Annotated in this window: 20 protein-coding genes and 1 rRNA gene; 17 read left to right on the top strand and 4 right to left on the bottom strand. The window is 62.9% G+C overall.

Features of this window, described 5'->3' with window-relative positions; all coding sequences use genetic code 11:
* Positions 1-97 precede the first annotated feature (97 nt).
* The gene (gene orn, locus ACQ4W4_RS25165) at positions 98-694 is read right to left on the bottom strand and encodes an oligoribonuclease (protein ID WP_170846480.1); all 597 of its coding nucleotides are present in this window, start codon (positions 692-694) and stop codon (positions 98-100) included.
* 56 nt (positions 695-750) lie between these two features.
* On the opposite strand from orn, the gene ACQ4W4_RS25160 reads away from it, so the two are divergent.
* The 15 genes from ACQ4W4_RS25160 (at position 751) to ppnP (ending at position 18,717) form a co-directional block, all read left to right on the top strand.
* Entirely contained in the window at positions 751-2,034 is a 1,284-nt protein-coding gene (locus ACQ4W4_RS25160) for a M48 family metallopeptidase (protein WP_436544271.1), read from the top strand.
* Positions 2,031-2,396 carry a 4a-hydroxytetrahydrobiopterin dehydratase gene (locus ACQ4W4_RS25155; protein ID WP_436544270.1) on the top strand — a complete coding sequence of 122 codons (366 nt, stop codon included), beginning with the start codon at positions 2,031-2,033 and terminating at the stop codon, positions 2,394-2,396. Before ACQ4W4_RS25160 ends, ACQ4W4_RS25155 begins: the two co-directional genes overlap by 4 nt.
* Positions 2,393-3,298, top strand: coding sequence for a ribosome small subunit-dependent GTPase A (gene rsgA / locus ACQ4W4_RS25150; RefSeq protein ID WP_436544269.1), 906 nt, complete (start codon positions 2,393-2,395; stop codon positions 3,296-3,298). The genes ACQ4W4_RS25155 and rsgA overlap by 4 nt, the downstream gene beginning before the upstream one ends.
* A 266-nt stretch (positions 3,299-3,564) precedes the next feature.
* A complete protein-coding gene (locus tag ACQ4W4_RS25145) occupies positions 3,565-4,020 on the top strand; it encodes a hypothetical protein (protein WP_436544268.1) in 456 nt (151 codons plus the stop codon).
* A 188-nt stretch (positions 4,021-4,208) separates the two neighbouring features.
* Entirely contained in the window at positions 4,209-7,058 is a 2,850-nt protein-coding gene (locus tag ACQ4W4_RS25140; RefSeq protein WP_436544267.1) for an ATP-binding protein, read from the top strand.
* 286 nt (positions 7,059-7,344) lie between these two features.
* A complete protein-coding gene (gene argF / locus ACQ4W4_RS25135) occupies positions 7,345-8,265 on the top strand; it encodes an ornithine carbamoyltransferase (protein WP_092804135.1) in 921 nt (306 codons plus the stop codon).
* Between the two features lie 69 nt (positions 8,266-8,334).
* The gene (locus tag ACQ4W4_RS25130) at positions 8,335-9,570 is read left to right on the top strand and encodes an argininosuccinate synthase (RefSeq protein ID WP_034759383.1); all 1,236 of its coding nucleotides are present in this window, start codon (positions 8,335-8,337) and stop codon (positions 9,568-9,570) included.
* Positions 9,571-9,759: 189 nt separating this feature from the next.
* Positions 9,760-11,571, top strand: a complete 1,812-nt coding sequence (locus ACQ4W4_RS25125; RefSeq protein ID WP_436544266.1) for a methyl-accepting chemotaxis protein — start codon at positions 9,760-9,762, stop codon at positions 11,569-11,571.
* A 5-nt stretch (positions 11,572-11,576) separates the two neighbouring features.
* Positions 11,577-12,035: a chemotaxis protein CheW gene (locus ACQ4W4_RS25120; RefSeq protein ID WP_436544265.1), complete on the top strand. Its 459-nt coding sequence runs from the start codon at positions 11,577-11,579 to the stop codon at positions 12,033-12,035.
* Positions 12,032-13,276, top strand: a complete 1,245-nt coding sequence (locus tag ACQ4W4_RS25115; RefSeq protein ID WP_436544264.1) for a CheR family methyltransferase — start codon at positions 12,032-12,034, stop codon at positions 13,274-13,276. The genes ACQ4W4_RS25120 and ACQ4W4_RS25115 overlap by 4 nt, the downstream gene beginning before the upstream one ends.
* A 9-nt stretch (positions 13,277-13,285) precedes the next feature.
* Entirely contained in the window at positions 13,286-13,972 is a 687-nt protein-coding gene (locus ACQ4W4_RS25110) for a chemotaxis protein CheW (protein ID WP_436544263.1), read from the top strand.
* Positions 13,969-16,278: a hybrid sensor histidine kinase/response regulator gene (locus ACQ4W4_RS25105; protein ID WP_436544262.1), complete on the top strand. Its 2,310-nt coding sequence runs from the start codon at positions 13,969-13,971 to the stop codon at positions 16,276-16,278. The genes ACQ4W4_RS25110 and ACQ4W4_RS25105 overlap by 4 nt, the downstream gene beginning before the upstream one ends.
* Before the next feature lie 10 nt (positions 16,279-16,288).
* Positions 16,289-17,341 (top strand): chemotaxis-specific protein-glutamate methyltransferase CheB, encoded by a 1,053-nt coding sequence (gene cheB / locus ACQ4W4_RS25100; RefSeq protein WP_436544261.1) that lies wholly within the window; start codon positions 16,289-16,291, stop codon positions 17,339-17,341.
* Positions 17,342-17,351: 10 nt separating this feature from the next.
* Complete coding sequence (locus ACQ4W4_RS25095; RefSeq protein WP_436544260.1) at positions 17,352-18,377, top strand: diguanylate cyclase; 1,026 nt, start codon at positions 17,352-17,354, stop codon at positions 18,375-18,377.
* A 25-nt stretch (positions 18,378-18,402) separates the two neighbouring features.
* Entirely contained in the window at positions 18,403-18,717 is a 315-nt protein-coding gene (gene ppnP / locus ACQ4W4_RS25090) for a pyrimidine/purine nucleoside phosphorylase (RefSeq protein WP_436544259.1), read from the top strand.
* Here the strand turns inward: ppnP and murB are convergent, their stop codons facing one another.
* Entirely contained in the window at positions 18,718-19,746 is a 1,029-nt protein-coding gene (gene murB, locus ACQ4W4_RS25085) for a UDP-N-acetylmuramate dehydrogenase (protein ID WP_436544258.1), read from the bottom strand. It abuts the gene before it with no gap.
* A gap of 185 nt (positions 19,747-19,931) precedes the next feature.
* On the opposite strand from murB, the gene ACQ4W4_RS25080 reads away from it, so the two are divergent.
* A complete protein-coding gene (locus ACQ4W4_RS25080) occupies positions 19,932-20,417 on the top strand; it encodes a YajQ family cyclic di-GMP-binding protein (protein ID WP_034759416.1) in 486 nt (161 codons plus the stop codon).
* A 183-nt stretch (positions 20,418-20,600) separates the two neighbouring features.
* On the top strand, positions 20,601-21,866 hold the full coding sequence (locus ACQ4W4_RS25075) for a nitronate monooxygenase (RefSeq protein ID WP_436544257.1): 1,266 nt from the start codon (positions 20,601-20,603) through the stop codon (positions 21,864-21,866).
* Between the two features lie 54 nt (positions 21,867-21,920).
* On the opposite strand, the gene ACQ4W4_RS25070 is transcribed toward ACQ4W4_RS25075, so the two are convergent.
* Together ACQ4W4_RS25070 and rrf are read right to left on the bottom strand one after the other, a co-directional pair.
* Complete coding sequence (locus ACQ4W4_RS25070; RefSeq protein WP_436544332.1) at positions 21,921-23,219, bottom strand: leucine-rich repeat-containing protein kinase family protein; 1,299 nt, start codon at positions 23,217-23,219, stop codon at positions 21,921-21,923.
* A 110-nt stretch (positions 23,220-23,329) separates the two neighbouring features.
* A 5S ribosomal RNA gene (gene rrf, locus ACQ4W4_RS25065) occupies positions 23,330-23,436 on the bottom strand; the annotation flags it as partial.

Raw genomic sequence — 23,436 nt, 5'->3', positions numbered from 1 at the left:
GGGAGAGGTGGCTAAGAAGCGCAACCGTACGAAGGTACGGTGAGCATCGCAGGCCGCCTATACCGACGCGCAGTAGGTTTTGCGAGGCGTCTTCACATCACAGCTTAATAAAGTGCTCGCGGTAGTACTTCAGCTCTTCGATCGATTCGAGGATATCGGCCAGCGCCGTGTGCTTCTGGTGCTTCTTGAAACCGGTGGCGATTTCCGGCTTCCAGCGCTTGCACAGCTCTTTCAATGTCGATACGTCAACATTGCGATAGTGGAAGAACGCTTCCAGCTTCGGCATGCCGCGCACCATGAAGCGGCGGTCCTGGCCGATGGTGTTGCCGCACATGGGCGACTTGCCGGCAGGCACGTATTTCTTCAGGAACGCGATCAGTTCCGCTTCCGCCTGGGCTTCCGTCACGGTCGACGCCTTGACCTTGTCGATCAGGCCCGAGCGGCCGTGCGTGCCCTTGTTCCAGGCATCCATCTTGTTCAGGGTTTCATCCGACTGGTGAATCACGAACACGGGGCCTTCGGCCAGCAGGTTCAAGTGCATGTCCGTCACCACCACCGCCACCTCGATGATGCGGTCGGTATCGGGCTCCAGGCCCGTCATTTCCATGTCGACCCAGACCAGGTTCATCTCGTTGGGACGTGCCGGCACGGCGGGTGCGGGGGTGGATGCGGTTAAGTCGGTCGCTTGTGACATAATTCTCTCTTGGCCTAATCAAACTAAATAATCAGCCATTTTCTCACAGGCACAGAATGTATTCACTCGCGTTTTCGATTTTGTTTGTATCCGTCCTCGTTTTGACCCTGGCCGTGCGCTTCTGGCTCGCTTCGCGGCAGATCCGCCACGTGCTGGCGCACCGCGCGGCAGTCCCGTCCGAATTCGCGGAAAAAATCCCGCTGGCCGCGCACCAGAAGGCGGCCGACTACACGGTGGCCAAGACCAAGTTCGGCTTGCTGACCTTGCTGGTCAACTATGCCGTGCTGATCGGTTTTACCTTGCTGGGCGGCCTGCAATGGCTGGCGCTGTACCTGCATGAATTGACGGGAGCGGCGGGATCGCCCATGCTGTACCAGCTGGGCCTGATGGTCGCCTTTGCCGCCATTTCCGGCCTGATCGACCTGCCTTTCGAGTACTACCAGCAGTTTGTGCTGGAGCAGCGTTTCGGCTTCAACATGATGAGCAAGAAGCTGTTTTTCACGGATTTGCTCAAGAACATAGGCATCACGGCGGTACTGGGCCTGCCGCTGCTTTGGGTCATTCTTGTCTTGATGGCGAAAAGTGGCGACCTGTGGTGGTTCTATGCCTGGATCGTCTGGAGCGCGTTCTCCTTGCTGATGATGATCATCTATCCGAACTTTATTCAACCGCTGTTCAACAAATTCACGCCGCTGGCCGACGAATCCTTGAAAAGCCGCATCGAAGGCTTGATGCAGCGCGTCGGCTTCGCCTCGAAAGGCCTGTTCGTGATGGATGGCTCGAAGCGCAGCGCCCACGGCAACGCGTACTTTTCGGGCTTTGGCGCCAACAAGCGCATCGTCTTCTTCGACACCCTGCTGTCGCGCCTGGCGCCGCAGGAAATCGAAGCCGTGCTGGCGCATGAACTGGGCCATTTCAAGCTCAAGCACATCGTCAAGCGCATCGCCATGATGTTCGTCATCTCGCTGGGCTTTCTGGCGCTGCTGGGCTTCCTGAAGACGCAGCCATGGTTCTATGCGGGCCTGGGCGTCGACCCTGTCGCCCTGGCCCTGACGGGCCAGCCGACGGATGCGCTGGCCCTGCTGCTGTTCATGCTGGCCTTGCCCGTCTTCACCTTCCTGCTGGGACCGCTGACGTCGCTGAGCTCGCGCAAGCATGAATTCGAGGCCGACGCCTTTGCCGCCACGCATACGCAGGCGGACGACCTGGTCTCTGCCCTCGTCAAAATGTATGAAGACAATGCGTCGACCCTGACGCCCGACCCGCTGCACTCGGCCTTTTACGACAGCCACCCGCCGGCCAGCGTGCGCATCCGCCACCTGAAAGGAGCTACAGCATGAGTACGCCATCCACACTGCAGGAACTGGCCCAACTGTCCTGCGCGCCGCGCCAGCAGGCGTTGGACGACACCGGCGTCGCCACCCTGCACGCGCTGCTGCCGCAATGGACAGTACAAAACGGCAAGCTGTGCCGCGACTTCGGCTTCAAGAATTACTACCAGACCCTGGCGTTCGTGAACGCCCTGGCCTATATGACCCATACGCAAGACCACCATCCGGAGCTCATCATTACTTACAAAACCTGCGCCGTGCGCTACGACACGCACTCGGTCAACCAAGGCGCCGGCGGCCTGTCCGAAAACGACTTCATCTGCGCCGCCAAGGCCAACCTCATTTACCAGAGCAGCCAGGTGGCCCCATGAGCGAAGGCAAGTTGACGGGCGTCATCATCGCCGCCCACGGTCGCCATTACCTGGCCGACGTGGACGGCGCCAAGCTGCAATGCGTGACACGCGGCAAGAAAACCAACGTGGCCGTGGGCGACATCGTGCACCTGACGCGCACCTCGAACGACCAGGCCGTCATTGACCGCATCGAGGAACGCAAGACCCTGCTGTATCGCTCGGACCAGTACAAATCGAAGCTGCTGGCCGCCAACCTGACGCAGCTGTTCATCGTCGTGGCGACGGAACCGGGCTTTGCCGACGACCTGATCTCGCGCTCGCTGGTGGCGGCCGACGCGGCCGGCATCGAGGCGCGCATCATCCTGAATAAAACGGACGTGACCGCTTCGCTGGAGCGCGCCCGCGAACGCCTGCTGCCGTATTCATCGATGGGCTATCCCGTCGATGAAGTGTCGGCGCGCGCCGAGCCGGAGCACGCCGTGGCCACCCTGGCGCCCCTGCTGGCGGGACAGTCGTCGATCCTGATCGGCCAGTCGGGCATGGGCAAGTCGTCGCTGATCAACCTGCTGGTGCCGGACGCGGACATCGCCGTGCGCGAAATCTCGGCCGCACTCGACACGGGCAAACACACGACGACCTTTACGCGCCTGTACAAGCTCGATGAACTGGGCCCGAACAGTTCCATCATCGACTCGCCCGGCTTTCAGGAGTTCGGCCTGTATCACTTGTCCGAAGGCATGCTCGAGCGCGCCTTCCGCGAATTCCAGCCCTACCTGGGCGGCTGCAAGTTCTATAACTGCCGCCACCTGATCGAGCCGCAATGCGCCATCCTGCAAGCCTTGTCTGAAGGCAAGATCGCCAAGATGCGCCATACCCTGTACGGCCAGCTGCTGCACGAGTCGGCGCAGACGCTGTATTAACCATAGGCCGCAGCACCAATAAAGCAATAAGAAAAGCTCGGCCGGAAAAATTTAATTTTGCGGCCGATCTTGCTTTCCGATTTTAATCCCAAAACCGTTCATCCGCCGTGCTAGGCATTTCAGCGCGTAAACCTGCCGTCCGTCGCCTGCCGCTGGCGATGGCCAGGCGCGTTTGCTAACTTGACACCAGTCCCTGCCGGAAACCTGCCAGCGACCACACGATCTAACTGTAACCAATCCCGTCATCCTGATCGAAGGTGAATGTCATGCTGACCAAACGCTTACTCCCCCTCCTCCTCGCTATCTTTGCCCTTGCCGGCGGCACGGCCCAGGCCCAAACCGCGATGGCGCCGCAAGCCGCAGACAGCGTGCACGTCGCCTCCGGCACCTACTATCACGTCACGACACAGGAAGCCTCTGACATCGAACAGCAATACCGTCTGTCAAATGGACAACGGCTGGAAGTCCACCAGCAGGACACCCATTTCTTTGGCCGCCTGATCGACGACAGGGAATTGCATGCAAAGCCCAGCGTGGAAATCTATCCCACCGGGCCGGGCCAGTTTGTCAGCAAAAAGGGCTCGACCTTCGTTTTCAGCAATACGGGCGAGCGCGTGGTGATCGACGACGCCCAGTTCCTGCCCGGCTTGCGCATGCCTGCCGACATGCGCAGCGCCAGCACCGTGGACGGCAGCGCCGCCATCCGCCTCGTTTCACGCTAGACGCCTGCGGCCGGCCGAAGCGCGGCCGGGTGGCCAGGAAAACACCCTGTCGCGGCGCCCCGGCGCGACGCATAATTCTGCCCTGCGGACTGAACAATTCGCCTGAATGCAGCTTACAATGCGATGACACATGGCCTGTGCGGTCGCAGGCTGGCGCCACTGTTTGCGGGGAGAATGCTTGAATGGAAATGTTCGCGCTCGAACATGACGTAGCGCAGTGGGAAAGCGCATTGCCGCCGTTGCGCGGCGCCGGGCGCGTACCGCTGCTGCTGTTGCTAGCCTGGCATTTGCGCCAGCGCAACTGCGCACAGGCTCTGCACCATGCAGCCGAAGCGGCAGCCTTGTTGCCCCAAGCCCAACTGCCGCCTCCCGCCTTGGCCAGCGCCCAAGCGCGTCTGCAACTGGTGCAGGCGGAAGTGGCATGGCTGCAAGGCGCACTCGATACGGCCGAAAGCCTGGCCATGGCGGCGCACGCCATCCTGTACGCGCATGGCGACGGCGCCGGCTGCGCCGACGCCCACTGGCTACTGTCCTCGATCGCCGTCGACCGGGGCGACCATGCCCGCTGCGATGCCGAACTGCTGGCCGCGGCGCAGCAAGCACGTAGCGCCGGCGATGCGATGCGCGCCGGCCTGGCCGACGCGGCCACGGCGCGCTGGGCCGTCCTGCACGACGCGCCGGCCGCCCAGGTCCGATGGGGCGGCCACTTCCAGACCGACGGCGCCAGCGGCAATCCGCCCGCGCCGCTGGCCGCCTGGGTGCACGATTTTCGCGGCTTGCTGGCCCACACTTCGCGCGACCTGGGCACGGCCGCCGGCCACTACATGCAAAGCTATGAGGCGGCCCTGGAAAGCGGCCAGCTGCGCGGCGCGATCACGGCCGCCATCAATATCGGCGACTGTTTCTCCAGCCTCAACGACAACGAATCGGCCCTCGAATGGATGCAGTGCGCGCTGGACCTGGCGCGTCCCACCGGCTGGCCGCGCAGCATCGGCGCCTGCCAGACGCATACGGCCGAGACCATGCGCAAGCTGGGGCGCCTGGCCGACGCCGAAGCACTGCTGCGCGAAGCGCTGCACATCCTGGCCCCCGTAGCGGGCGCGCGCACCTATGCCAACGCCCTGTTCCACCTGGGCGAACTGAGCCTGGACAAGGGCGACTACGACACGGCGCTCGACGCCTTCAGCCGCCTGGCGCAGCGCGCCGAAGCACTGGGACAGGCCGATTTCCGCAGCCTGGCGCAGCGCGGCAGCGCTCACGCGCTGTCTTACCTGGACCGGCCGGACGAGGCGCTGCAGGCGGCCGAGCGGGCATGCCAGCTGGCCACCGCGCAGGGCGACGCCATGCACCAGGTGGCGGCGCTGCGCGTGCTGGCCATGCTGCATGCGCGCCACGACTTGCCGCCGCCCGCAGGCATGCAGGAACGCAATCCCGCCCTGCATTTCCTGCACCGGGCACTGCAGGTGGCCTCCTCCATCGACGGCTATGTGCCGCCGGGCGAACTGCTCGATGCGCTGGCGCGCGAGTACGCGCATGCGGGCGACTACGCGCGCGCCTACGATATCGCCCTCGCGGCGGGCGTGGCGCGCGAAAAAAGCCACACCCAGCAGGCGAGCAACCGCGCCACGGCCATGCAGGTCTACCACCAGACGGAACATGCGCGCTCGGAAGGCTATCACCACCGCGAGCTGGCCGCCTCCGAAGCGCGCCGCGCCGAAGTGCTGCAGCAAACCAGCGATACGCTGGAGCGCCTGTCGGCCATCGGCCAGGAAATCACCACCCACCTCGACGCCAGCGCCGTGTTCCAGGTGCTCGACCGCCACGTGCATGCCTTGCTGCCAGTCAACACCTTCGCCGTCTACATGCTCGATCCGGCGGGCACGGCGCTGCGCCGCGCGCATGGCATGGAAGCGGGCAGGCCCTTGTCCGACAACGCCATTCCACTAAGCAACCCGCGCGCCTACTCCGTGCGCTGCCTGCTGGGCCGGCGCGAGGTGTATATCGACCAGGTGCCGCCCAAGCGCCACGCCTACACCGTGCCCGGCACCCTGCATAACCAGAGCGTACTGTACGTGCCGCTGATGGTGGGCGAGCGCGTGCTGGGCGTGATGACGGTGCAAGCTTGCCATGCCCACGCCTACGGCGAACGCGAACGCCTGATCTTCCGCACCTTGTGCGCGTATGGCGCCATCGCGCTCGACAATGCCAATGCCTACCGGCAACTGCAAGACGCCCAGGCGCAACTGGTATCGCAGGAAAAGCTGGCCGCCCTCGGTTCGCTGATGGCCGGCGTGGCGCATGAACTCAACACCCCGATCGGCAACAGCCTGCTGATCGCCAGCACCATGCTGCAAAAGACGGAAGACGTGGAACGCCTGATGAACGGCCCCGGCCTGCGCCGCTCGGACCTGGCCGCCTACATCGACGATGCGGGCAAGGCATCGGCGCTGGTCATGCGCGGCCTGCACAGCGCGGCCGACCTGGTCAACAGCTTCAAGCAGGTGGCCGTCGACCGCACCACCGAACAACGGCGCCAGTTCGACCTGCAGCAGGTGAGCAATGAAATCATCGCCACGGTCATGAACCGCATCCGCGGCTCGGGCCATCGCATCGAGACGGATATCGCGTTCGGCATCTCACTGGACAGCTATCCGGGCCCGTTCGGCCAGGTGATCACCAATCTGATCAACAACGCCCTGCTGCACGCCTTCGCTCCCGCGCCCAACGACGGCGCCGCCGGCAAGGGCTGCATGCGTTTGTCCGCCACGCCCGATGGCGCGCGCGTGCGGATCGTCTTCGCCGACAATGGCGGCGGTATCGCCGAACAGCATTTGTCGCGCATCTTCGACCCTTTCTTTACCACCAAGCTGGGCCAGGGCGGCAGCGGCCTGGGACTGTCGATCAGCTACAACATCGTCACGGCCCTGCTGGGCGGCACCATCCAGGTGGCCAGCAGCTCCGCCGGCACGCATTTCACGCTGGACTTGCCCCTGGTGGCGCCGCAGATCGATGCGGCCAGCCCGGCCAGCATCTATTGAGCCGGCAAGCCCCAGGCTGGACGCGGGTACTTGTCTACACAAGTACCCGTCCGGCCAGTCTTTCCAATCTAAAAGCAAAACCCTTATAATTGAATGGCTGAAGTCCCTGCCATTGCATGTTTTACAACTTGGCAAACCGCATCGACCCGCGCGACAAACCGGCGCGGGCACCGATCAACACAGCAGCGCGCCGGGCGAGGCAGTCATCAGACGAGATGTTGTACGCTGATGCAACCCGGCGGGAAAGGCACGCCGCCGGCGGCCTGCGCATCTTCAAGTGGTCATTATGTCGACAAAAAAACCGATCAAGCACTACCTCCAGTTCTCCGATTTCACGTTGGAAGAGTATGAATATGTGATCGAACGCGCCCATCTGATCAAGCGCAAGTTCAAGAATTACGAAATCTACCATCCACTGATCGACCGCACCCTGGTGATGGTCTTTGAAAAGAACTCCACCCGCACGCGATTGTCGTTCGAAGCCGGCATGCACCAGCTGGGCGGCGCCGCCATCTACCTGAACACGCGCGACTCTCAGCTGGGCCGCGGCGAGCCGGTGGAAGACGCGGGCCAGGTCATGTCGCGCATGTGCGACATCATCATGGTGCGCACCTTCGGCCAGGAAATCATCGAGCGTTTCGCCGCCAATTCGCGCGTGCCGGTGATCAATGGCCTGACCAATGAACACCACCCGTGCCAGGTCTTTGCCGACATCTTTACCTACATCGAACACCGCGGCTCCATCGCCGGCAAGGTCGTCGCCTGGATCGGCGACGCCAACAACATGCTGTACTCGTGGCTGCAGGCGGCCGAAGTGTTCGGCTTCCACGTCAACGTCTCGACGCCGAAGGGCTACGACATCGACCTGTCGCAAGTCAAGACCGAGCGCTACACCTTCTTCGCCAATCCATCGGACGCCTGCGCAGGCGCGCACCTGGTCAACACGGACGTGTGGACCAGCATGGGCTACGAAGCGGAAAACGCTGCCCGCATCGCCGCCTTCGACGGCTGGATCGTCGATGGCGCGAAGATGGCCCGCGCCGCGCCCGACGCCCTGTTCATGCACTGCCTGCCCGCCCACCGCGGCGAGGAAGTGGCCGCCGAAGTGATCGACGGCCCGCAATCGGTGGTGTGGGACGAGGCGGAAAACCGCCTGCACGTGCAAAAAGCGCTGATCGAATACCTGTTACTCGGTAAAATCCAATAATTCGCCCGGCACTGCATAAAACCTGGCAGCATCGCAACACATACATCGACAACGACAACTGGAAGCAATATGAGCGACATTAAAAAAGTAGTCCTGGCCTATTCGGGCGGACTCGACACCTCCGTCATCCTGAAATGGCTGCAAGATAACTACCAGTGCGAAATCGTCACCTTCACGGCCGACCTGGGCCAGGGCGAAGAACTGGAACCGGCGCGCGCCAAGGCCATCAAATTCGGCATCAAGCCGGAAAACATCCATATCGAGGACGTGCGCGAAGAATTCGTGCGCGATTTCGTCTTCCCGATGTTCCGCGCCAATACCGTCTACGAAGGCGAATACCTGCTGGGCACCTCGATCGCCCGTCCTTTGATCGCCAAGCGCCTGATCGAAATCGCCAACGCCACGGGCGCCGACGCCATCTCGCACGGCGCGACCGGCAAGGGCAACGACCAGGTGCGCTTCGAACTGGGCGCCTACGCGCTGAAACCAGGCGTGAAGATCATCGCCCCATGGCGCGAGTGGGATCTGCTGTCGCGCGAAAAACTGCTGAAGTACGCGGAAGACGCCGGCATCGAAATCGACATGAAGCACAAGAACGGCGGCGCGCCGTACTCGATGGACGCCAACTTGCTGCACATCAGCTTTGAAGGCCGCCACCTGGAAAACCCGAGCGCCGAAGCGGAAGAAACCATGTGGCGCTGGACCGTCAGCCCTGAAAAGGCGCCGGACGAAGCGGAATACCTGGACATCGAATACGAAAAAGGCGATATCGTCGCCATCAACGGCGTGCGCATGTCGCCCGCCACCGTGCTGGCCGAACTGAACAAGGTTGGCGGCAAGCATGGCGTGGGACGCCTGGACCTGGTGGAAAACCGCTACGTCGGCATGAAATCGCGCGGCTGCTATGAAACCCCGGGCGGCACCATCATGCTCAAAGCCCACCGCGCCATCGAATCGATCACCCTGGACCGCGAAGTGGCCCACCTGAAAGATGACCTGATGCCGCGCTACGCGTCGATGATCTACAACGGCTACTGGTGGGCGCCCGAGCGCGTTGCCCTGCAAACCCTGATCGACCACACGCAGGAAACCGTGAACGGCTGGGTACGCATCAAGCTGTACAAGGGCAATGTCATCGTCGTGTCGCGCGACTCGAAGACCGATTCGCTGTTCGACATGAACATCGCCACCTTCGACGAAGACGGCGGCGCCTACAACCAGGCCGACGCCGGCGGCTTCATCAAGCTGAACGCCTTGCGCATGCGCATCGCCGCCATCGCCCGCGAAAAGCGCGGCCAGAAGTAAGCAGGACGGGAGCGGCAGCGCTTCCTTTCCTCCCAGCAAAAGCCGCCCACGGGCGGCTTTTTTACGTCTGGAGCGCACTCGGCCGCGATTTACCCCACCGCACGTTCCGCCACCGCCCCCATTTTGCTGTCCACGTGGCAAAATGCTACAGTGCAATTGTGCTGACCTTCCCGCTTCCGGAGCCCTCCCATGTTCAAAGACCTGAGTATCAAGAATAAACTGTACCTGGGCTTCGGCTCGATTGTGGCCATCATCCTGATCCTGCTGGGCGTTGCCTACAACAGCTTTTCGCGCCTGTCGGAAGCCAATGCATGGGACCGCCATACGATGGAAGTGCTGGTCGAGATCGACAAGATCCACAATTCCATCCTGCAAATCCAGGTGGAAGTGCGCGGCTACATACTGACCGGCAACGACGCCTCGCTGACGCCGGAAACCGATGAAACGGGGGTGTTAAGCCAGCACACGCAAAAAGCCATCGCCATGACAGCCGATAACAAGGTGCAGTCGGAGCGCTTCCGCAAGATCGACCAGCTGACCGCCACCTGGGTCAAGGACTGGATCACGCCCCTGATCGAGAAGCGGCGCGCGCTGGGCAATGTGCCGGGCGCCACGGAAGCGGTGGCGCGCACCATGCCGCCTTCCGGCTATCCCGCCGTGGCCCAGGCGAACAAGCTGCTCGACGAGGTGGCTGCGGAAGAGTCGCGCCTGCTGGCCGAACGCACGGCCACCACGGCAAAATTGCAGGAAACTATGATGTTGACGCTGGCCCTGGGCGGCCTGCTGTGCGTGGTGTTGGCGCTGGGTATTTCCTACCTGCTGGGCCGCTCCATCCTCGGCCCGCTGAACAGCCTGACGGACGCCGTCGGGCGCATCGCCGGCGGCGAGCAAAGCGCGCGCGCCGCCATCATTTCACGCGACGAACTGGGCAAGGTAACGGAAGAGTTCAACCGCATGGCGCAAACCATCCAGGACAACCAGGCCAATGAACTGGCCGCCACCAATACCTTGCGGGCCAAGGTCGATTCGCTGCTGGAAGTGGTGTCCAAGGCAGCCTCGGGCGACCTGACCGGCAAGGTCGGCATCACGGGCAGCGACGCCATCGGCCAGCTGGGCAACGGCCTGGCGAAGATGTTCGAAAACCTGCGCAGCCTGCTCAATAACGTGCAAAAAGCCGGCATCCAGGTCACCACGTCCGCCACGGAAATCGCCGCCTCGGCGCGCCAGCAGGAAGCCACGGGCATCGAACAGGCGCAAACGAGCGTGGAAATTCTCAGCACCACCAAGGAAATCTCGGCCAACACGAGCCAGTTGCTCAAAACCATGGAAGACGCCACCGCCGTGGCCGACTACACGACGAATGCGACGGCCGAAGCGCAAAATAACCTCAAGCGCATGGATTCGACCATGCAGCACATGGTCTCGGCCACCGATTCCATCAACGCCAAGCTGGCGGCCCTGTCGGAAAAAGCCAGCAATATCAATAGCGTGCTGATCACCATCACGAAGGTAGCGGACCAGACCAACATCCTGTCGCTGAACGCCGCCATCGAGGCGGAAAAGGCGGGCGAGGCGGGCCGCGGCTTTTCCGTGGTGGCGACGGAAATCCGCCGCCTGGCCGACCAGACCTCCGTGTCCACCTGGGATATCGAGCAAATGCTCAAGGAAATGCAGTCGGCCGTGTCCGCCAGCGTGATGGGCATGGATAAATTCTCGGAAGAAATTCGCCGCAGCGTGGGCGAAGTGCGGCAAGTCGCCGAGCAGCTGTCGTCCGTGATGGACCAGGTGCAGAAACTCACGCCGCAATTCGACGCCGTGCTGCAAGGCATGCAGTCGCAAGCCATCGGCGCCTCGCAGATTTCCGACACCATGATGCAGCTCAACGACGCCACCCAGCAGACGGTGGAATCGCTGAAAGCCACCAGCGAAGCGGTGCACCAGCTGCAATATGCGGCGGGCGACCTGCAGTCGAGCGTGTCGACCTTCGCCGTCACCATCTGACCCCCATGAAAGTGCTGCTCTTTCACATCGGACGCGACCGCTATGGCCTGCCCCTGGCCGGCATCGTGCGCGTGCTGCCGCTGCTGGAGCTGAAACAGTTGCCGCTCACGCCAGACTACGTGGCCGGCCTGATGGACTTGCACGGCACGCCCGTGCCCGTGATCGACCTGTCGCGCCTGGCTGGGCTGCCGGCCGCCGCCGCGCAGTTCGACACGCGCATCGTCATCGTCGACTACCGCGCACCGGGCGGCGGGAAGACGCACGCGTTGGGCTTGCTGGCCTCGCAGGTGCGCGGCATCGCCGACATCGACCCGCTCCAGCTTGAGGACAGCGGCGTGGCGACGGCGCCCTTCCTGGGCCAGGTGGCCAGCGACGCCGACGGCATCGTGCAGCTGGTCGAACTGGAACATCTGCTGCCGCCGGACGTGCGCGCGCTGCTGTTTCAAGACGCGAGCGCGGCATGACGGCGCAAGCGCTGCTGCGCCGCGCGACCGGCCTGTCCGTCTCCAAATCCGTGGCCGAGCGGGCCGTCAATCAGCGCATGGAGCAAACGGGTTTTACCGATAGCGCAGCCTATCTGCAGGCGCTCACGCCGGCCGAAATGACGCAATTGATCGAACTGGTGGTGGTGCCCGAATCGTGGCTGTTCCGCGATCCGCAGGCGTTCTATGCCACCGTCGAACTGGTGCAGGAACGCTGGGCGCGCGGGCGCGCCACGCGCATCCTGTCGATTCCGTGCGCGGGCGGCGAGGAACCGTATTCGATGGCCATGGCGCTGCGCGACGGCGGCGTGCCGAAACAGGCGTTCAGCATCGACGCGTATGACCTGAGCCCCGGCTGCATCGAGCGGGCGCAGGCCGGCGTGTATGGCCGCAACGCCTTCCGCGCGCAGGACGTGGCCTTCCGCGAACGCTATTTCACGCACGTGGCCGACGACGCCTACCGCATCATCGACGCCTTGCGCGAACAGGTCACCTTCAGGCAGGGCAACCTGCTGCAGTTCGATACCGCCAGCTACAGCAAGCATTACGACGTCATCTTCTGCCGCAACCTGCTGATCTATTTCGACAAACCGACCACGCGCGCGGCCATCCAGAATCTGTCGGCCCTGCTGGCCGACGACGGCATGCTGCTGGCCGGCTATGCGGAAGTGCCCTCGTTCTGCCAGAACGGCTTTGCGCCGCTGCAGTTCCGCCAGGCCTTCGCCCTGAAAAAGGACAGCACGCCGCCGGCCGCCGTCATCCAGGCGGCGCCGCTGCCGGCCCTGCGCACCTTGCGCAGCGTGCCGCCCGCGCCAGGGCGCGCTATCCCTCCCGCCACTTCCATCGCACAGACGGTGCCGCGCACGCGTCCCGTGTCCGTGCCGTCGCCGGCACCAGCCGCGCAGGCCGATTTGCTGGCCGAGGTGCGCCTGCTGGCCGACCGCGGCCAGTTGCGCGAGGCCGGCGACAAATGCCACGCGCACCTGGCGACAGTGCCCGAGGCGGCGGAAGCGTATTTCATGCTGGGCATCATCAACGAACTGGCCGGCAAGATGGACCTGGCCGACGACTACTGGCGCCGCTGCATCTACCTGCAGCCCGACCATTACGAGGCGCTGTGCCATCTGGCCCTGCTGGCCGAACGCAATGGCAACCACACGGCCGCCGCCACCCTGAAGGCGCGCGCGGCACGCATTTACGAGCGCCGCCAGGCGTCCAACTAAGGGGCAAGCATGACAAATCTCATCGCCACCGAGTCCCCCGCCACCATCGACGACTGCTGGAACCATATCGGCGTGGTCGGCGACCAGAGCTGCCCAAAGCTGCCAGCCAACGTGCATTGCCGCAACTGCGACGTGTATGCGGGCGCCGCCCAGCGCAACCTGCAGCGGCCCGTGGACGAACACTACCGGCGCGACTGGGCCAGCCACTTCCGCCAGCTCGATGCGGGCGGCGAAGTGCACGACAGTTCCGCGCTGGTGTTTCGCATCGGCCGCGAATGGCTGGCGCTGCCCACGCGCGTGTTCGACGCCGTGGCGCCGCAGGCCAGGCCGCACGTGCTGCCGCACCGCGGCGGGCGCGGCCTGGCGGGCATCGTCAATATCGGCGGCAAGCTGTATCCGTGCATGTCGCTGGCGCACCTGCTGGGCATTGACGAACAGGGCGCGCCGCCGGCCAAGGGCCGCCACACGTTTGCGCGCCTGCTGCTGATGCGCTGGGAAGAACAGGCCTATGCGCTGCCCGTGGCCGACCTGCACGGCATCGTGCGCTACGCCTCAAGCGCCGTGCAGGCGCCGGCGGCCACCATCAACAAGGGCCTGTCGCGCTTTCTGTCCGGGGTCATCACCGAGGGCGACATGCGCATCGGCTGCCTCGACACGGCGCTGATCGGCTTTCAACTTGCGAGACTATTACGATGAGCCAGGACCAGCACGGCGACCTGAGTGCCTTTTCCATGCTGGACCTGTTCCGCATGGAGGCGGACAGCCAGACCCAGATTCTCACCGACGGCTTGCTGGCCATGGAGCGCCATGCGGGCGACGCGGCCGCCGTCGAGGCAATGATGCGCGCGGCGCATTCGATCAAGGGCGCCGCCGCCATCGTCGGCCTGCAGGTGGTGGTGCAGCTGGCGCACGGCATGGAAGACAGCTTTGTCGCCGCCCAGCATGGGCGACTGAAACTCACGCCGGAGCGGGTCGACGTGCTGCTGTCGGGCGTCGACCTGATCGTGCAGCTGTCGCGCCTGGACGACGCGGGCGCCGAGGCATGGCTGGCCGCCAACGCGGCGCAAATCGACCAGACCCTGAACGCCATCGCCGGCATCGCCGATCTGCCCGAATTGCCGGCCCTGCCCGCGTTGCCTGCATCTGCTCCCGCCCCCTTGCCGCAGGAAGCGCCCAACCCGACCGAATTGCAGGCTCCCGTGGCCAGCGGCCTGGCGGGCGAGGAAGCGGCAGAGGCGGCTGCGCCTGCGCCGCGCGCCGGTGCCGCACCGGCCAAGGCCCAGGCGCAGAATTTCGACAAGCTGCTGTCGCTGGCCAGCGAATCGCGCATCAATGCGCACCAGATGCACCCGTTCGTCGGCGCCCTGCAGCGCTTCAAGCGCAACCAGAGCAGCCTGTTTTCCGCCATCGAGCACCTGCACGAAGCCATTGCCCGTTCCGCCGACCCGGGCCTGATGGAAAAATCCCTGCTGGCGCTGCAAAAGACGCAACCGCTGAAGCAGTTCATGCTCGAGCACATCGCCGACATCGAAACCTATGAACGGCGCTTGCTGGCCGTCTCGCAGGGCATGGTCGACGAAGTGCTGGCCCTGCGCATGCGCCCTTTCCGCGACGGCATCCACGCGTTTCCCCGCATGGTGCGCGACCTGGCGCGCAGTCTGGGCAAGGAAGTGCAGCTGGAGATCGAAGGCGAGGACACCCTGGTCGACCGCGACATCCTGGCGAAGATCGAAAGCCCGCTGAACCACATGCTCAGGAATGCCATCGACCATGGCATGGAAGGCCCGTACGAGCGCATCGACGCGGGCAAGGAAGCGATGGGCACGATACGCATGGAGGCGCGCCACCGCGCCGGCATGCTGAGCATCGAGATCAGCGACGACGGACGCGGCGTCGACCTGGAAAAAATCCGCCAGTCCGTCATCGAGCGCAAGATGGCCAGCCCCGCCATGGCCGCCGCGCTGTCGCCGGGCGAGCTGCTGGAATTCCTGTTCCTGCCCGCCTTCAGCCTGAAGGCGACGGCCAATCAATTGTCCGGACGCGGCGTGGGCCTGGACATCGTGCACGAAACGATACGCCAGCAAAACGGCACGGTGCGTCTGGAATCGGAACCGGGCCGCGGTTTCCGCGCCCTGATCACCCTGCCGTTGACGCAATCGATCGTGCGCGCGCTGGTGGTCGACGTGCAAGGCGAAGCCTATGCCATCCCCATCGTCAAGGTGGAAAGCGTGGTGCGCGTGCCGCAAGCGGCCATCCATACCCTGGAAAACAAGCAGTTCTTCGAACTCAAGGGCGAGCATCTGGGCCTCGTGTCGGCGGCGCAGGTGCTGGAACTGGGCGAAGCGGCCAACCAGGCCGAGGACTTGCCGGTGGTGGTGATCGGGCGCGGCAAGCAAAGCTATGCGCTGGTAGTCGACGCCATCCGCGGCGAGCAAAGCCTGGCCGTGCAGGCCATCGATCCGATCTTCGGCAAGATGCGCGACATTTCCGCCGCCGCCCTGCTCGACGACGGCGAGCCGGTGCTGATCCTCGACGTGCCCGACCTGCTGCTGTCGATCGACAAGCTGCTGCACGAAGGCGGCCTGCACCAGCTGGCGCAGGCCGGCCACGCGCAGCAGCGCCGCGCCAAGCGCATCCTCGTCGTCGACGATTCGCTGACGGTGCGCGAGATGGAGCGCAAGCTGCTGCTGGCGCGCGGCTTCGACGTCGATGTGGCCATCGACGGCATCGACGGCTGGAACGTGGTGCGCAGCGGCGAGTACGACCTGGTGATCACCGATGTGGACATGCCGCGCATGGATGGCATCGAGCTGGTTTCGCTGATCAAGAAGGACCTGCACCTGCACAAGCTGCCGGTGATGATCGTCTCGTACAAGGACCGCCCGGAAGACCGCGCGCGCGGCCTGTCCGCCGGCGCCGATTATTATCTGACCAAAGGCAGCTTCCACGACGAGACCTTGCTCGACGCGGTGGCCGACCTGATAGGAGATGCCCGCTTATGAGCTGTCATTCATGAAAATTGCCATTGCCAACGATGTCGCCATGGCCGCCGAGGCCCTGCGCCGGGTGGTCGCCAGTACGCAGGAACACCAGGTGCTGTGGATCGCCCGCACGGGGCTCGAGGCCGTGCGCATGTGCGAGGGCAACCGCCCCGACCTGATCCTGATGGATCTGAACATGCCGGAGATGGATGGCGTGGAAGCGACGCGCCTGATCATGGAGCAGAGCCCGTGCGCCATCCTCGTCGTCACGGGGCGGCCGCAGGACAATGTCAACCAGGTCTTCCGCGCGCTGGGCGCGGGCGCGCTCGACGTCACGGCCACGCCCGTGCTGCAGGGGGAAGTGGGCGGCGACAGCGAACTGCTGGCCAAGATCAAGACCATCGGCAAGCTGATACGCCACAGCGCCGAAGCGCCGCCGCCGCGCCCGGCGAACGGCAATGGCGGTGAACGGGGCGACGGCCAGGTATCGACCCTGGTGGCCATCGGCGCCTCGACGGGCGGCCCCTCGGCCGTGGCCAAGGTGCTGGCCGGCTGGACGGCGCCGCCCGGCTGCGCCATCGTGGTGGTGCAGCATATCGATGAAACCTTCGCCTCGCACTTCGCCAAATGGCTCGACGACCAGCTGAGCATGCCCGTGCGCGTGATCGGCGAAGGCGATGAACTGGTGTCCGGCACGGTACTGATCGCCAAGACCAATGACCACTTGCTGCTAGATCAAAATTATCGTTTGGGTTACGATGCAGCACCGCGCGACTATGTTTATCGCCCGTCCGTCGATGTCTTCTTCAACTGCGTGGCGCAGCACTGGCGCGGCGACGCCATCGGCGTATTGCTCACAGGCATGGGGCGCGATGGCGGCGACGGCTTGCTGGCCATGCGCCGCGCAGGCAAGACGACGATTGCGCAAGACCAGGCCAGCAGTGCCGTGTATGGCATGCCGCGCGCTGCGGCCGAACTCGATGCGGCGCAGCAAATCCTGCCATTGGATAGAATAGGCGCCAGCCTGCGCAGCCGCCTGGGCGCCAAACTCAACAATGGGTGGGAGCCCTCCCCTAACATCTGAAAAGAATGCAATGCCAGAATTCTCCTCCAGCTTCACCCAGCATGAGCCCGCATTGACCGAATTCAAGGTCAGCGTGCTGCTGGTGGACGACCAGTTGATCATTGCCGAGGCAGTCCGCCGCATGCTCAACGACCAGCAGGATATCGAATTTCATTATGTGACCGACGCCACGCAGGCGCTGGACACGGCGCTGCGTTTACAACCGACCGTCATCCTGCAAGACCTGGTGATGCCGGGCATCGACGGCTTCGCCTTGATCCAGCAGTACCGCGAAAATGAGGCGCTCGCGCACGTGCCCGTGATCGTGATGTCGGCCAAGGACGATCCGAAGCTCAAAGCCCACAGCTTTGCCGTCGGCGCCAACGATTATGTGGTGAAACTGCCGGACCGCCTCGAGTTGCTGGCGCGCATACGCTACCATTCCAACGCACACATCAGCCGCCTGCAGCGCGACCAGGCTTTTCGTTTCCTGCGTGAAAGCCAAAAGAACCTGGCCGACGCGAATATTGAATTGCAGAAACTGGCCGCCCTCGATGGCTTGACGGGCATCGCCAACCGCCGCCGTTTCGATGAAACCTTGCATTTTGAATGGCAGCGGGGCCAGCGCGACAAAGCACCGCTGAGCCTGCTGTTCTGCGATATCGACCATTTCAAAAGCTATAACGACCATTTCGGCCATCTGGCGGGCGACCTGTGCCTGAAAAAAGTCGCCGCCGTGCTGACGGAACATTTGAAACGCCCGGCCGATCTGGCCGCCCGCTATGGGGGCGAAGAGTTCGCCCTGATCCTGCCGGAAACGGAAGCGGCCGGCGCGCTGCTGATCGCCCAAGCATGCCGGCGCCACCTGGAAGGCTTGCAGATCGAAAACCCGGCGACAGGCAAGGGCATTGTCACCATCTCGATCGGCGTGGCCACCGTCGAGCCTTCGCCCGACTCGACGGTCGAGCAACTGATCAACCGCGCCGACCAGGCCCTGTATGCGGCCAAGCGCGGCGGACGCAACAGCGTGCTGAGCGCCGATGACCTCCAGAACTGATTTTTAACAGCAAGGAAAGTGAAACATGAACACACAACTGGACAATGTCAGCGTCGTCAAGAAGTCGAATATCTACTTTGACGGCAAATGCGTCTCGCACAACGTCGTCCTCGCCGATGGCACGAAGAAAAGCGTGGGCGTGATTTTCCCGTCATCGTTGCGTTTCAACACGGGCGCGCCGGAAACGATGGAAATCGTCGCCGGCCTGTGCAAGGTGCGCCTGGCCGACGCGACGGACTGGAACAGCTATGGCGCGGGCACGGAATTCAAAATCCCGGGCAATAGCTATTTTGATATTGAAACGCTGGAGACGCTCGATTACGTCTGCCATTTTGCTTAATTAAACAAACACAGGCTCGGGCGACAGGCGTACGCCATATTTCGCCTCTACATCATCCTGTATCGCTTCCGCCAGCCGGGTAATGTCCGCGCCACGAGCGCCGCCATTATTCACCAGAACCAGCGCCTGCTTGGGATACACTCCCGCGGGCCCCAGGTTTTTCCCCTTCCAGCCGCACTGATCGATCAGCCAGCCGGCCGCCAGCTTTTCCGTGCCATCGGGCTGCGCATGGTGCACCAACGCGGGGAAACGTTCCAGCAAGGCAAGACATTGCTCGCGTGACACCACAGGATTCTTGAAGAAGCTGCCCGCATTGCCTATGACGGCCGGGTCCGGCAATTTTCTCCGGCGGATCGCCATCACCGTGTCGGCCACCTGCTGCGGCGTCGGTTCGGCAAGATGGCGCTCGGCCACCGCCTGCGCCAGTTCCGCATAGCGCAGGTTCGGCTGCCACTCGGCGGGCAAGGCAAACGTCACTTCCAGCACGATCAGGTCGCGCCCGTCCACTTGCTTGAAGATGCTGTCGCGGTAAGCGAAGCGGCAGGCATCGCGGTCCATGTCGAAGACGATGCCGCTGGCGCTGTGCATGACGCTTACCTTATGCAGATAATCCTTGATTTCCACGCCATACGCGCCGATATTCTGGATAGGCGCCGCGCCCACCGTGCCGGGGATCAGGGACAGGTTTTCCAGTCCGCCCACGCCTTGCGCCAGGGTCCACTGCACGAAGTCGTGCCAGTTTTCGCCGGCCGCGGCCGTGACGAGTATCGTCTCGAAGTCCGCCTGCGCCAGGCGCATGCCGCGCGTGGCCATGTGCAGCACGGCGCCGGAAAAATCGCCCGTCAGCACGATGTTGCTGCCGCCGCCCAATATCAGGCGCGGCATGGCGGACAGGGCGGGGTCTTGCAGCGCGGCCTGCAGCTGAGCCTGCGAAGTGATGCGTACGTAGGCGGCAGCATGGGCCGCGATGCCGAAGGTATTCAGGCGCTGGAGGTTGTAATTGTGTTCGATGGTGAGCTCTGGATGCATGAGATAGGGAAATTTTGCTCGATTATAGAGCGAAAGCGACAAAAAACCACCTCAGGACAAGGGCGACTTGCTCGTTGTCCGTTAAAATGTCGCATCTTTAACAGGGCCGTCCCATGGCGTAGAATCAGCCGCCAAGGCCCAGTGCGCCGAGCGCGCGCTCGCTTTAACAAGAAAAGGAACAGACCATGCCGTCATTTGATGTAGTCTCCGAAGCCGATATGATCGAAGTCAAGAATGCCGTCGAGCAATCCAACAAGGAAATCACGACCCGCTTCGACTTCAAGGGCAGCGATGCCCGCGTCGAACACAAGGAAAACGAATTGACCGCATTCGCGGATTCGGAATTCCAACTCAGCCAGGTGCGCGACGTGCTGACCAATAAATTGACCAAACGCAAGGTCGATGTGCGCTTCCTCGATGAAGGCGACATCAAGAAGATCGGCGGCGACAAGGTCAAGCAGATCATCAAGATCAAGAATGGCATCGAATCGGATGATGCCAAGAAAATCGTGCGCGTCATCAAGGACAGCAAGATGAAAGTGCAAGCGAGCATCCAGGGTGAAGCCGTGCGCGTCACGGGCGCCAAGCGCGACGACCTGCAAGCGGCCATGGCCATGCTGCGCAAGGACGTGCCCGACATGCCGCTGGAATTTAACAATTTCCGCGATTAATTTCGATGAGGCGCACGCTCCGGCCTGCGCTTGCACCGGCATGGCGGCAAGCTGCCTCGGAGCACCTGCCCGCTTGGGGTAGAATTGAAGCTGCGCACAGCTACATGCGCCCGCGCGCCTGACCGGCAGCGGGCTTGACCGTACATCTGGCTCAGTGATAACCACGGTAGTCTAAGGATAGCAATGAAACGTGTTGATGATTTCCGCCTGCGATTTGGCAAAAAAGAATATGTGCCCATCATGATAGGCGGAATGGGTGTGGATATTTCCACGTCGGAGCTGGCCCTGGAAGCGGCACGGCTGAACGGTATCGGGCATATCTCCGATGCCATGGTGGAAGACGTGTCGGATCGCCGTTTCGACACCACCTTCGTCAAAGACAAGACGAAACTGTACAAATTCAACATCAATAACAGCGACAAGGCCGTGGTGCAGTTCGATCTGGGCCGCCTGGCGGAAGCGCAGCGCCTGCATATCGGCCGCACCATGGAAGCGAAAAAAGGCGATGGTTTGATCTTCGTCAATTGCATGGAAAAGCTGACCATGAACGGCCCGCGCGAAACCTTGCGCGTGCGCCTGAATGCGGCATTGGACGCCGGCATCGACGGCATCACGCTGTCCGCCGGTTTGCACTTCGGCTCGTTCGCCTTGATGGCCGACCATCCGCGTTTCCGTGACGCCAAGCTGGGCATCATCGTCTCGTCCGTGCGCGCCCTGCAGATTTTCCTGCGCAAGAACGCCAAGCTGGACCGTTTGCCCGACTTCATCATCGTCGAAGGACCCTTGGCCGGCGGCCACCTGGGTTTCGGCATGGACTGGGCCAATTACGACCTGCACACGATCACGGCTGAACTGCTGGCCTACCTGAAAGCGGAACAGCTGGACATCCCGCTGATCGCCGCGGGCGGCATTTTCACGGGCAGCGATGCCGTTTCCTTCCTGGAAGCGGGCGCGGCTGGCGTGCAAGTGGCGACGCGCTTTACCGTCACCCAGGAATGCGGCTTGCCAAACAAGGTCAAGCAGGAATACTACAAGGCCTCGGAAGAAGACATCATCGTCAACGGCGTCTCGCCGACCGGTTACCCGATGCGCATGCTGAAGAACACGCCCGCCATCGGCGCCGGCATCCGTCCAGGCTGCGAATCGTATGGCTACCTGCTCGACGCGACGGGCAACTGCGCGTACATCAACTCGTACAACCGCGAAGTGGCGGCCCATCCGGAACAAAAAACCGTCGTCGTGATGGACAAGACTTGCCTGTGCACGCATATGCGCAACTTCAACTGCTGGACCTGCGGCCATTACACGTACCGCCTGAAGGACACCACGCATAAGCTCGACAACGGCGAATACCAGATCCTGACGGCCGAACACGTCTTCAAGGATTACCAGTTCAGCGTCGACAACCAGATCGCCCTGCCGGAAAAAGAAATCCTGGTAGCAGGCTGAATCTTGCCAGCCTGACATAAAAATGGCGCAGCCTGCGAAGGCTGCGCCATTTTTTTATGCGGGAAGCATCTGCCGCAAGGCCCGTTCAATCACGTCAAACTTGGGCCGCCGCAATACTTCTTCCTGCAGGCAAGCATCCAGCAAGGTCTGCAGGCCGGGCAAGGGTGTCGCACAATGCGCGATCAACTCGCCCAGCAGCACGCCAAAGGCGCGCGCCTCTATACCCTGCAGCAAGTCCCCTTGCTGCGAACCGGGCGCAAACATGGACGCCGCCCCAAAGTCGCCCAGCAGGCAGGCGCCGGCGTCCGCATGCAGGATGTTATGTGCATACAGGTCGCCGTGCACGATCCCGCGCGCATGCAGCTGACATACGGCCGAGGCGATGCCCTGGGCGATGGCCAGCGCTTGCGGCGCCTCAAAGCGCACGCCCTCGGCATACACATCGCGCGTACACGATTCCAGGCTCGGCGGCCCTGCCAGGTTGCGATAGGCCGCGTCGATCAGCGGCATGACCAGTCCCAGCGCCCCTTGCGGATGCGCATCGAGCGTCCCCAGGATGGGAATCAGGCCCGTATGGGCGCCAGCGTCGACACAGGCGGCCATTTCGCTGCGCGGCAAGCCGTCGCTGGTCATCGCCCCCTTGAACACTTTGACGGCAACATCCTCAACACCATCCAGGCGCGCGCGGTAAATCACGCCGGAGGCACCCTCGCCCAGTTGCTGCGCCAGTTCCAGGCGCTGCCATGCCACTCCCGCCGCAGCTGTATCAGCCAGGGCCGCCAGCTCACGCGCTTCCGTGCAGGGATTGCCCGCATACGCGAGCCAGCTCAGGCGTGGCAGGGCAAACAGGCAGTCAGGCAGCGCCATATAACGGTTGGCGGCAATGCGCACCAGTTCCAGGCGGCGGCAATTCGCCAAAGTGGCCGGCAAACTGTCCAGGCAATTTCCCGCCAGCATGAGCTTCTGCAATTGCCCGCACTTGCCGAGTTCATCGGGCAAGACTTCGATGGCATTGTCGGTCAGCGTCAGCCAGCGTAGTGCTGACGGCAAGGCTGCGGCCGGCACGTGGCGGATCCGGTTCGCCTTGAAACCGATCATTTCCAGCGCAGGACAGGAACCGAGCACGGCCGGCAAGGTGGTGAACAGATTATCCGAGCAAAAAATGATGCGCAACTTGTGCAGACGCGGCAAATCGTCGGGCAAGGTGGACAGTGCATTACCGGACAAATCGAGGATTTCCAGGCTGTCGGCCAGGTCGAAGATTTCGCGGGGAAATGCCGTCAAGCCGCAGGACAGCTTCAGGCGGCGCAGGCCGGCCAGTTGGCCAGTGCGTAATTGTTCCAGCGTATGCATAGCAGACAAGATATCCCTTTCAAAAACCCGGCAATCGCTGGTGTAGTTAAAACCAGCGGACGTAAAAAAACCCCAACCGGATCACCGGAAGGGGTTTTTTCGAATAACAAGCCTGACGATAACCTACTTTCACACTGGTTGCAGCACTATCATCGGCGCAAAGTTGTTTCACGGTCCTGTTCGGGATGGGAAGGGGTGGGACCAACTTGCTATGGTC

The organism is Janthinobacterium glycogeni, from assembly GCF_051380725.1.
Classification (GTDB): domain Bacteria; phylum Pseudomonadota; class Gammaproteobacteria; order Burkholderiales; family Burkholderiaceae_D; genus Janthinobacterium.
This window is presented reverse-complemented; position numbering and strand designations above follow the sequence as displayed.

What these genes read in the sequence shown, in the direction of transcription:
- ACQ4W4_RS25095 (WP_436544260.1), top strand. Translation starts at nt 17,352, where the DNA reads ATGCCAGAATTCTCCTCCAGCTTCACCCAGCATGAGCCCGCATTGACC.
- ACQ4W4_RS25155 (WP_436544270.1), top strand. Translation starts at nt 2,031, where the DNA reads ATGAGTACGCCATCCACACTGCAGGAACTGGCCCAACTGTCCTGCGCG.
- murB (WP_436544258.1), bottom strand. Translation starts at nt 19,746, where the DNA reads ATGCATCCAGAGCTCACCATCGAACACAATTACAACCTCCAGCGCCTG.
- rsgA (WP_436544269.1), top strand. Translation starts at nt 2,393, where the DNA reads ATGAGCGAAGGCAAGTTGACGGGCGTCATCATCGCCGCCCACGGTCGC.
- ACQ4W4_RS25130 (WP_034759383.1), top strand. Translation starts at nt 8,335, where the DNA reads ATGAGCGACATTAAAAAAGTAGTCCTGGCCTATTCGGGCGGACTCGAC.
- ACQ4W4_RS25125 (WP_436544266.1), top strand. Translation starts at nt 9,760, where the DNA reads ATGTTCAAAGACCTGAGTATCAAGAATAAACTGTACCTGGGCTTCGGC.
- ACQ4W4_RS25115 (WP_436544264.1), top strand. Translation starts at nt 12,032, where the DNA reads ATGACGGCGCAAGCGCTGCTGCGCCGCGCGACCGGCCTGTCCGTCTCC.
- ACQ4W4_RS25070 (WP_436544332.1), bottom strand. Translation starts at nt 23,219, where the DNA reads ATGCATACGCTGGAACAATTACGCACTGGCCAACTGGCCGGCCTGCGC.
- ACQ4W4_RS25110 (WP_436544263.1), top strand. Translation starts at nt 13,286, where the DNA reads ATGACAAATCTCATCGCCACCGAGTCCCCCGCCACCATCGACGACTGC.
- ACQ4W4_RS25160 (WP_436544271.1), top strand. Translation starts at nt 751, where the DNA reads ATGTATTCACTCGCGTTTTCGATTTTGTTTGTATCCGTCCTCGTTTTG.
- orn (WP_170846480.1), bottom strand. Translation starts at nt 694, where the DNA reads ATGTCACAAGCGACCGACTTAACCGCATCCACCCCCGCACCCGCCGTG.
- argF (WP_092804135.1), top strand. Translation starts at nt 7,345, where the DNA reads ATGTCGACAAAAAAACCGATCAAGCACTACCTCCAGTTCTCCGATTTC.
- ACQ4W4_RS25120 (WP_436544265.1), top strand. Translation starts at nt 11,577, where the DNA reads ATGAAAGTGCTGCTCTTTCACATCGGACGCGACCGCTATGGCCTGCCC.
- ACQ4W4_RS25080 (WP_034759416.1), top strand. Translation starts at nt 19,932, where the DNA reads ATGCCGTCATTTGATGTAGTCTCCGAAGCCGATATGATCGAAGTCAAG.
- ppnP (WP_436544259.1), top strand. Translation starts at nt 18,403, where the DNA reads ATGAACACACAACTGGACAATGTCAGCGTCGTCAAGAAGTCGAATATC.
- ACQ4W4_RS25075 (WP_436544257.1), top strand. Translation starts at nt 20,601, where the DNA reads ATGAAACGTGTTGATGATTTCCGCCTGCGATTTGGCAAAAAAGAATAT.
- ACQ4W4_RS25140 (WP_436544267.1), top strand. Translation starts at nt 4,209, where the DNA reads ATGTTCGCGCTCGAACATGACGTAGCGCAGTGGGAAAGCGCATTGCCG.
- cheB (WP_436544261.1), top strand. Translation starts at nt 16,289, where the DNA reads ATGAAAATTGCCATTGCCAACGATGTCGCCATGGCCGCCGAGGCCCTG.
- ACQ4W4_RS25145 (WP_436544268.1), top strand. Translation starts at nt 3,565, where the DNA reads ATGCTGACCAAACGCTTACTCCCCCTCCTCCTCGCTATCTTTGCCCTT.
- ACQ4W4_RS25105 (WP_436544262.1), top strand. Translation starts at nt 13,969, where the DNA reads ATGAGCCAGGACCAGCACGGCGACCTGAGTGCCTTTTCCATGCTGGAC.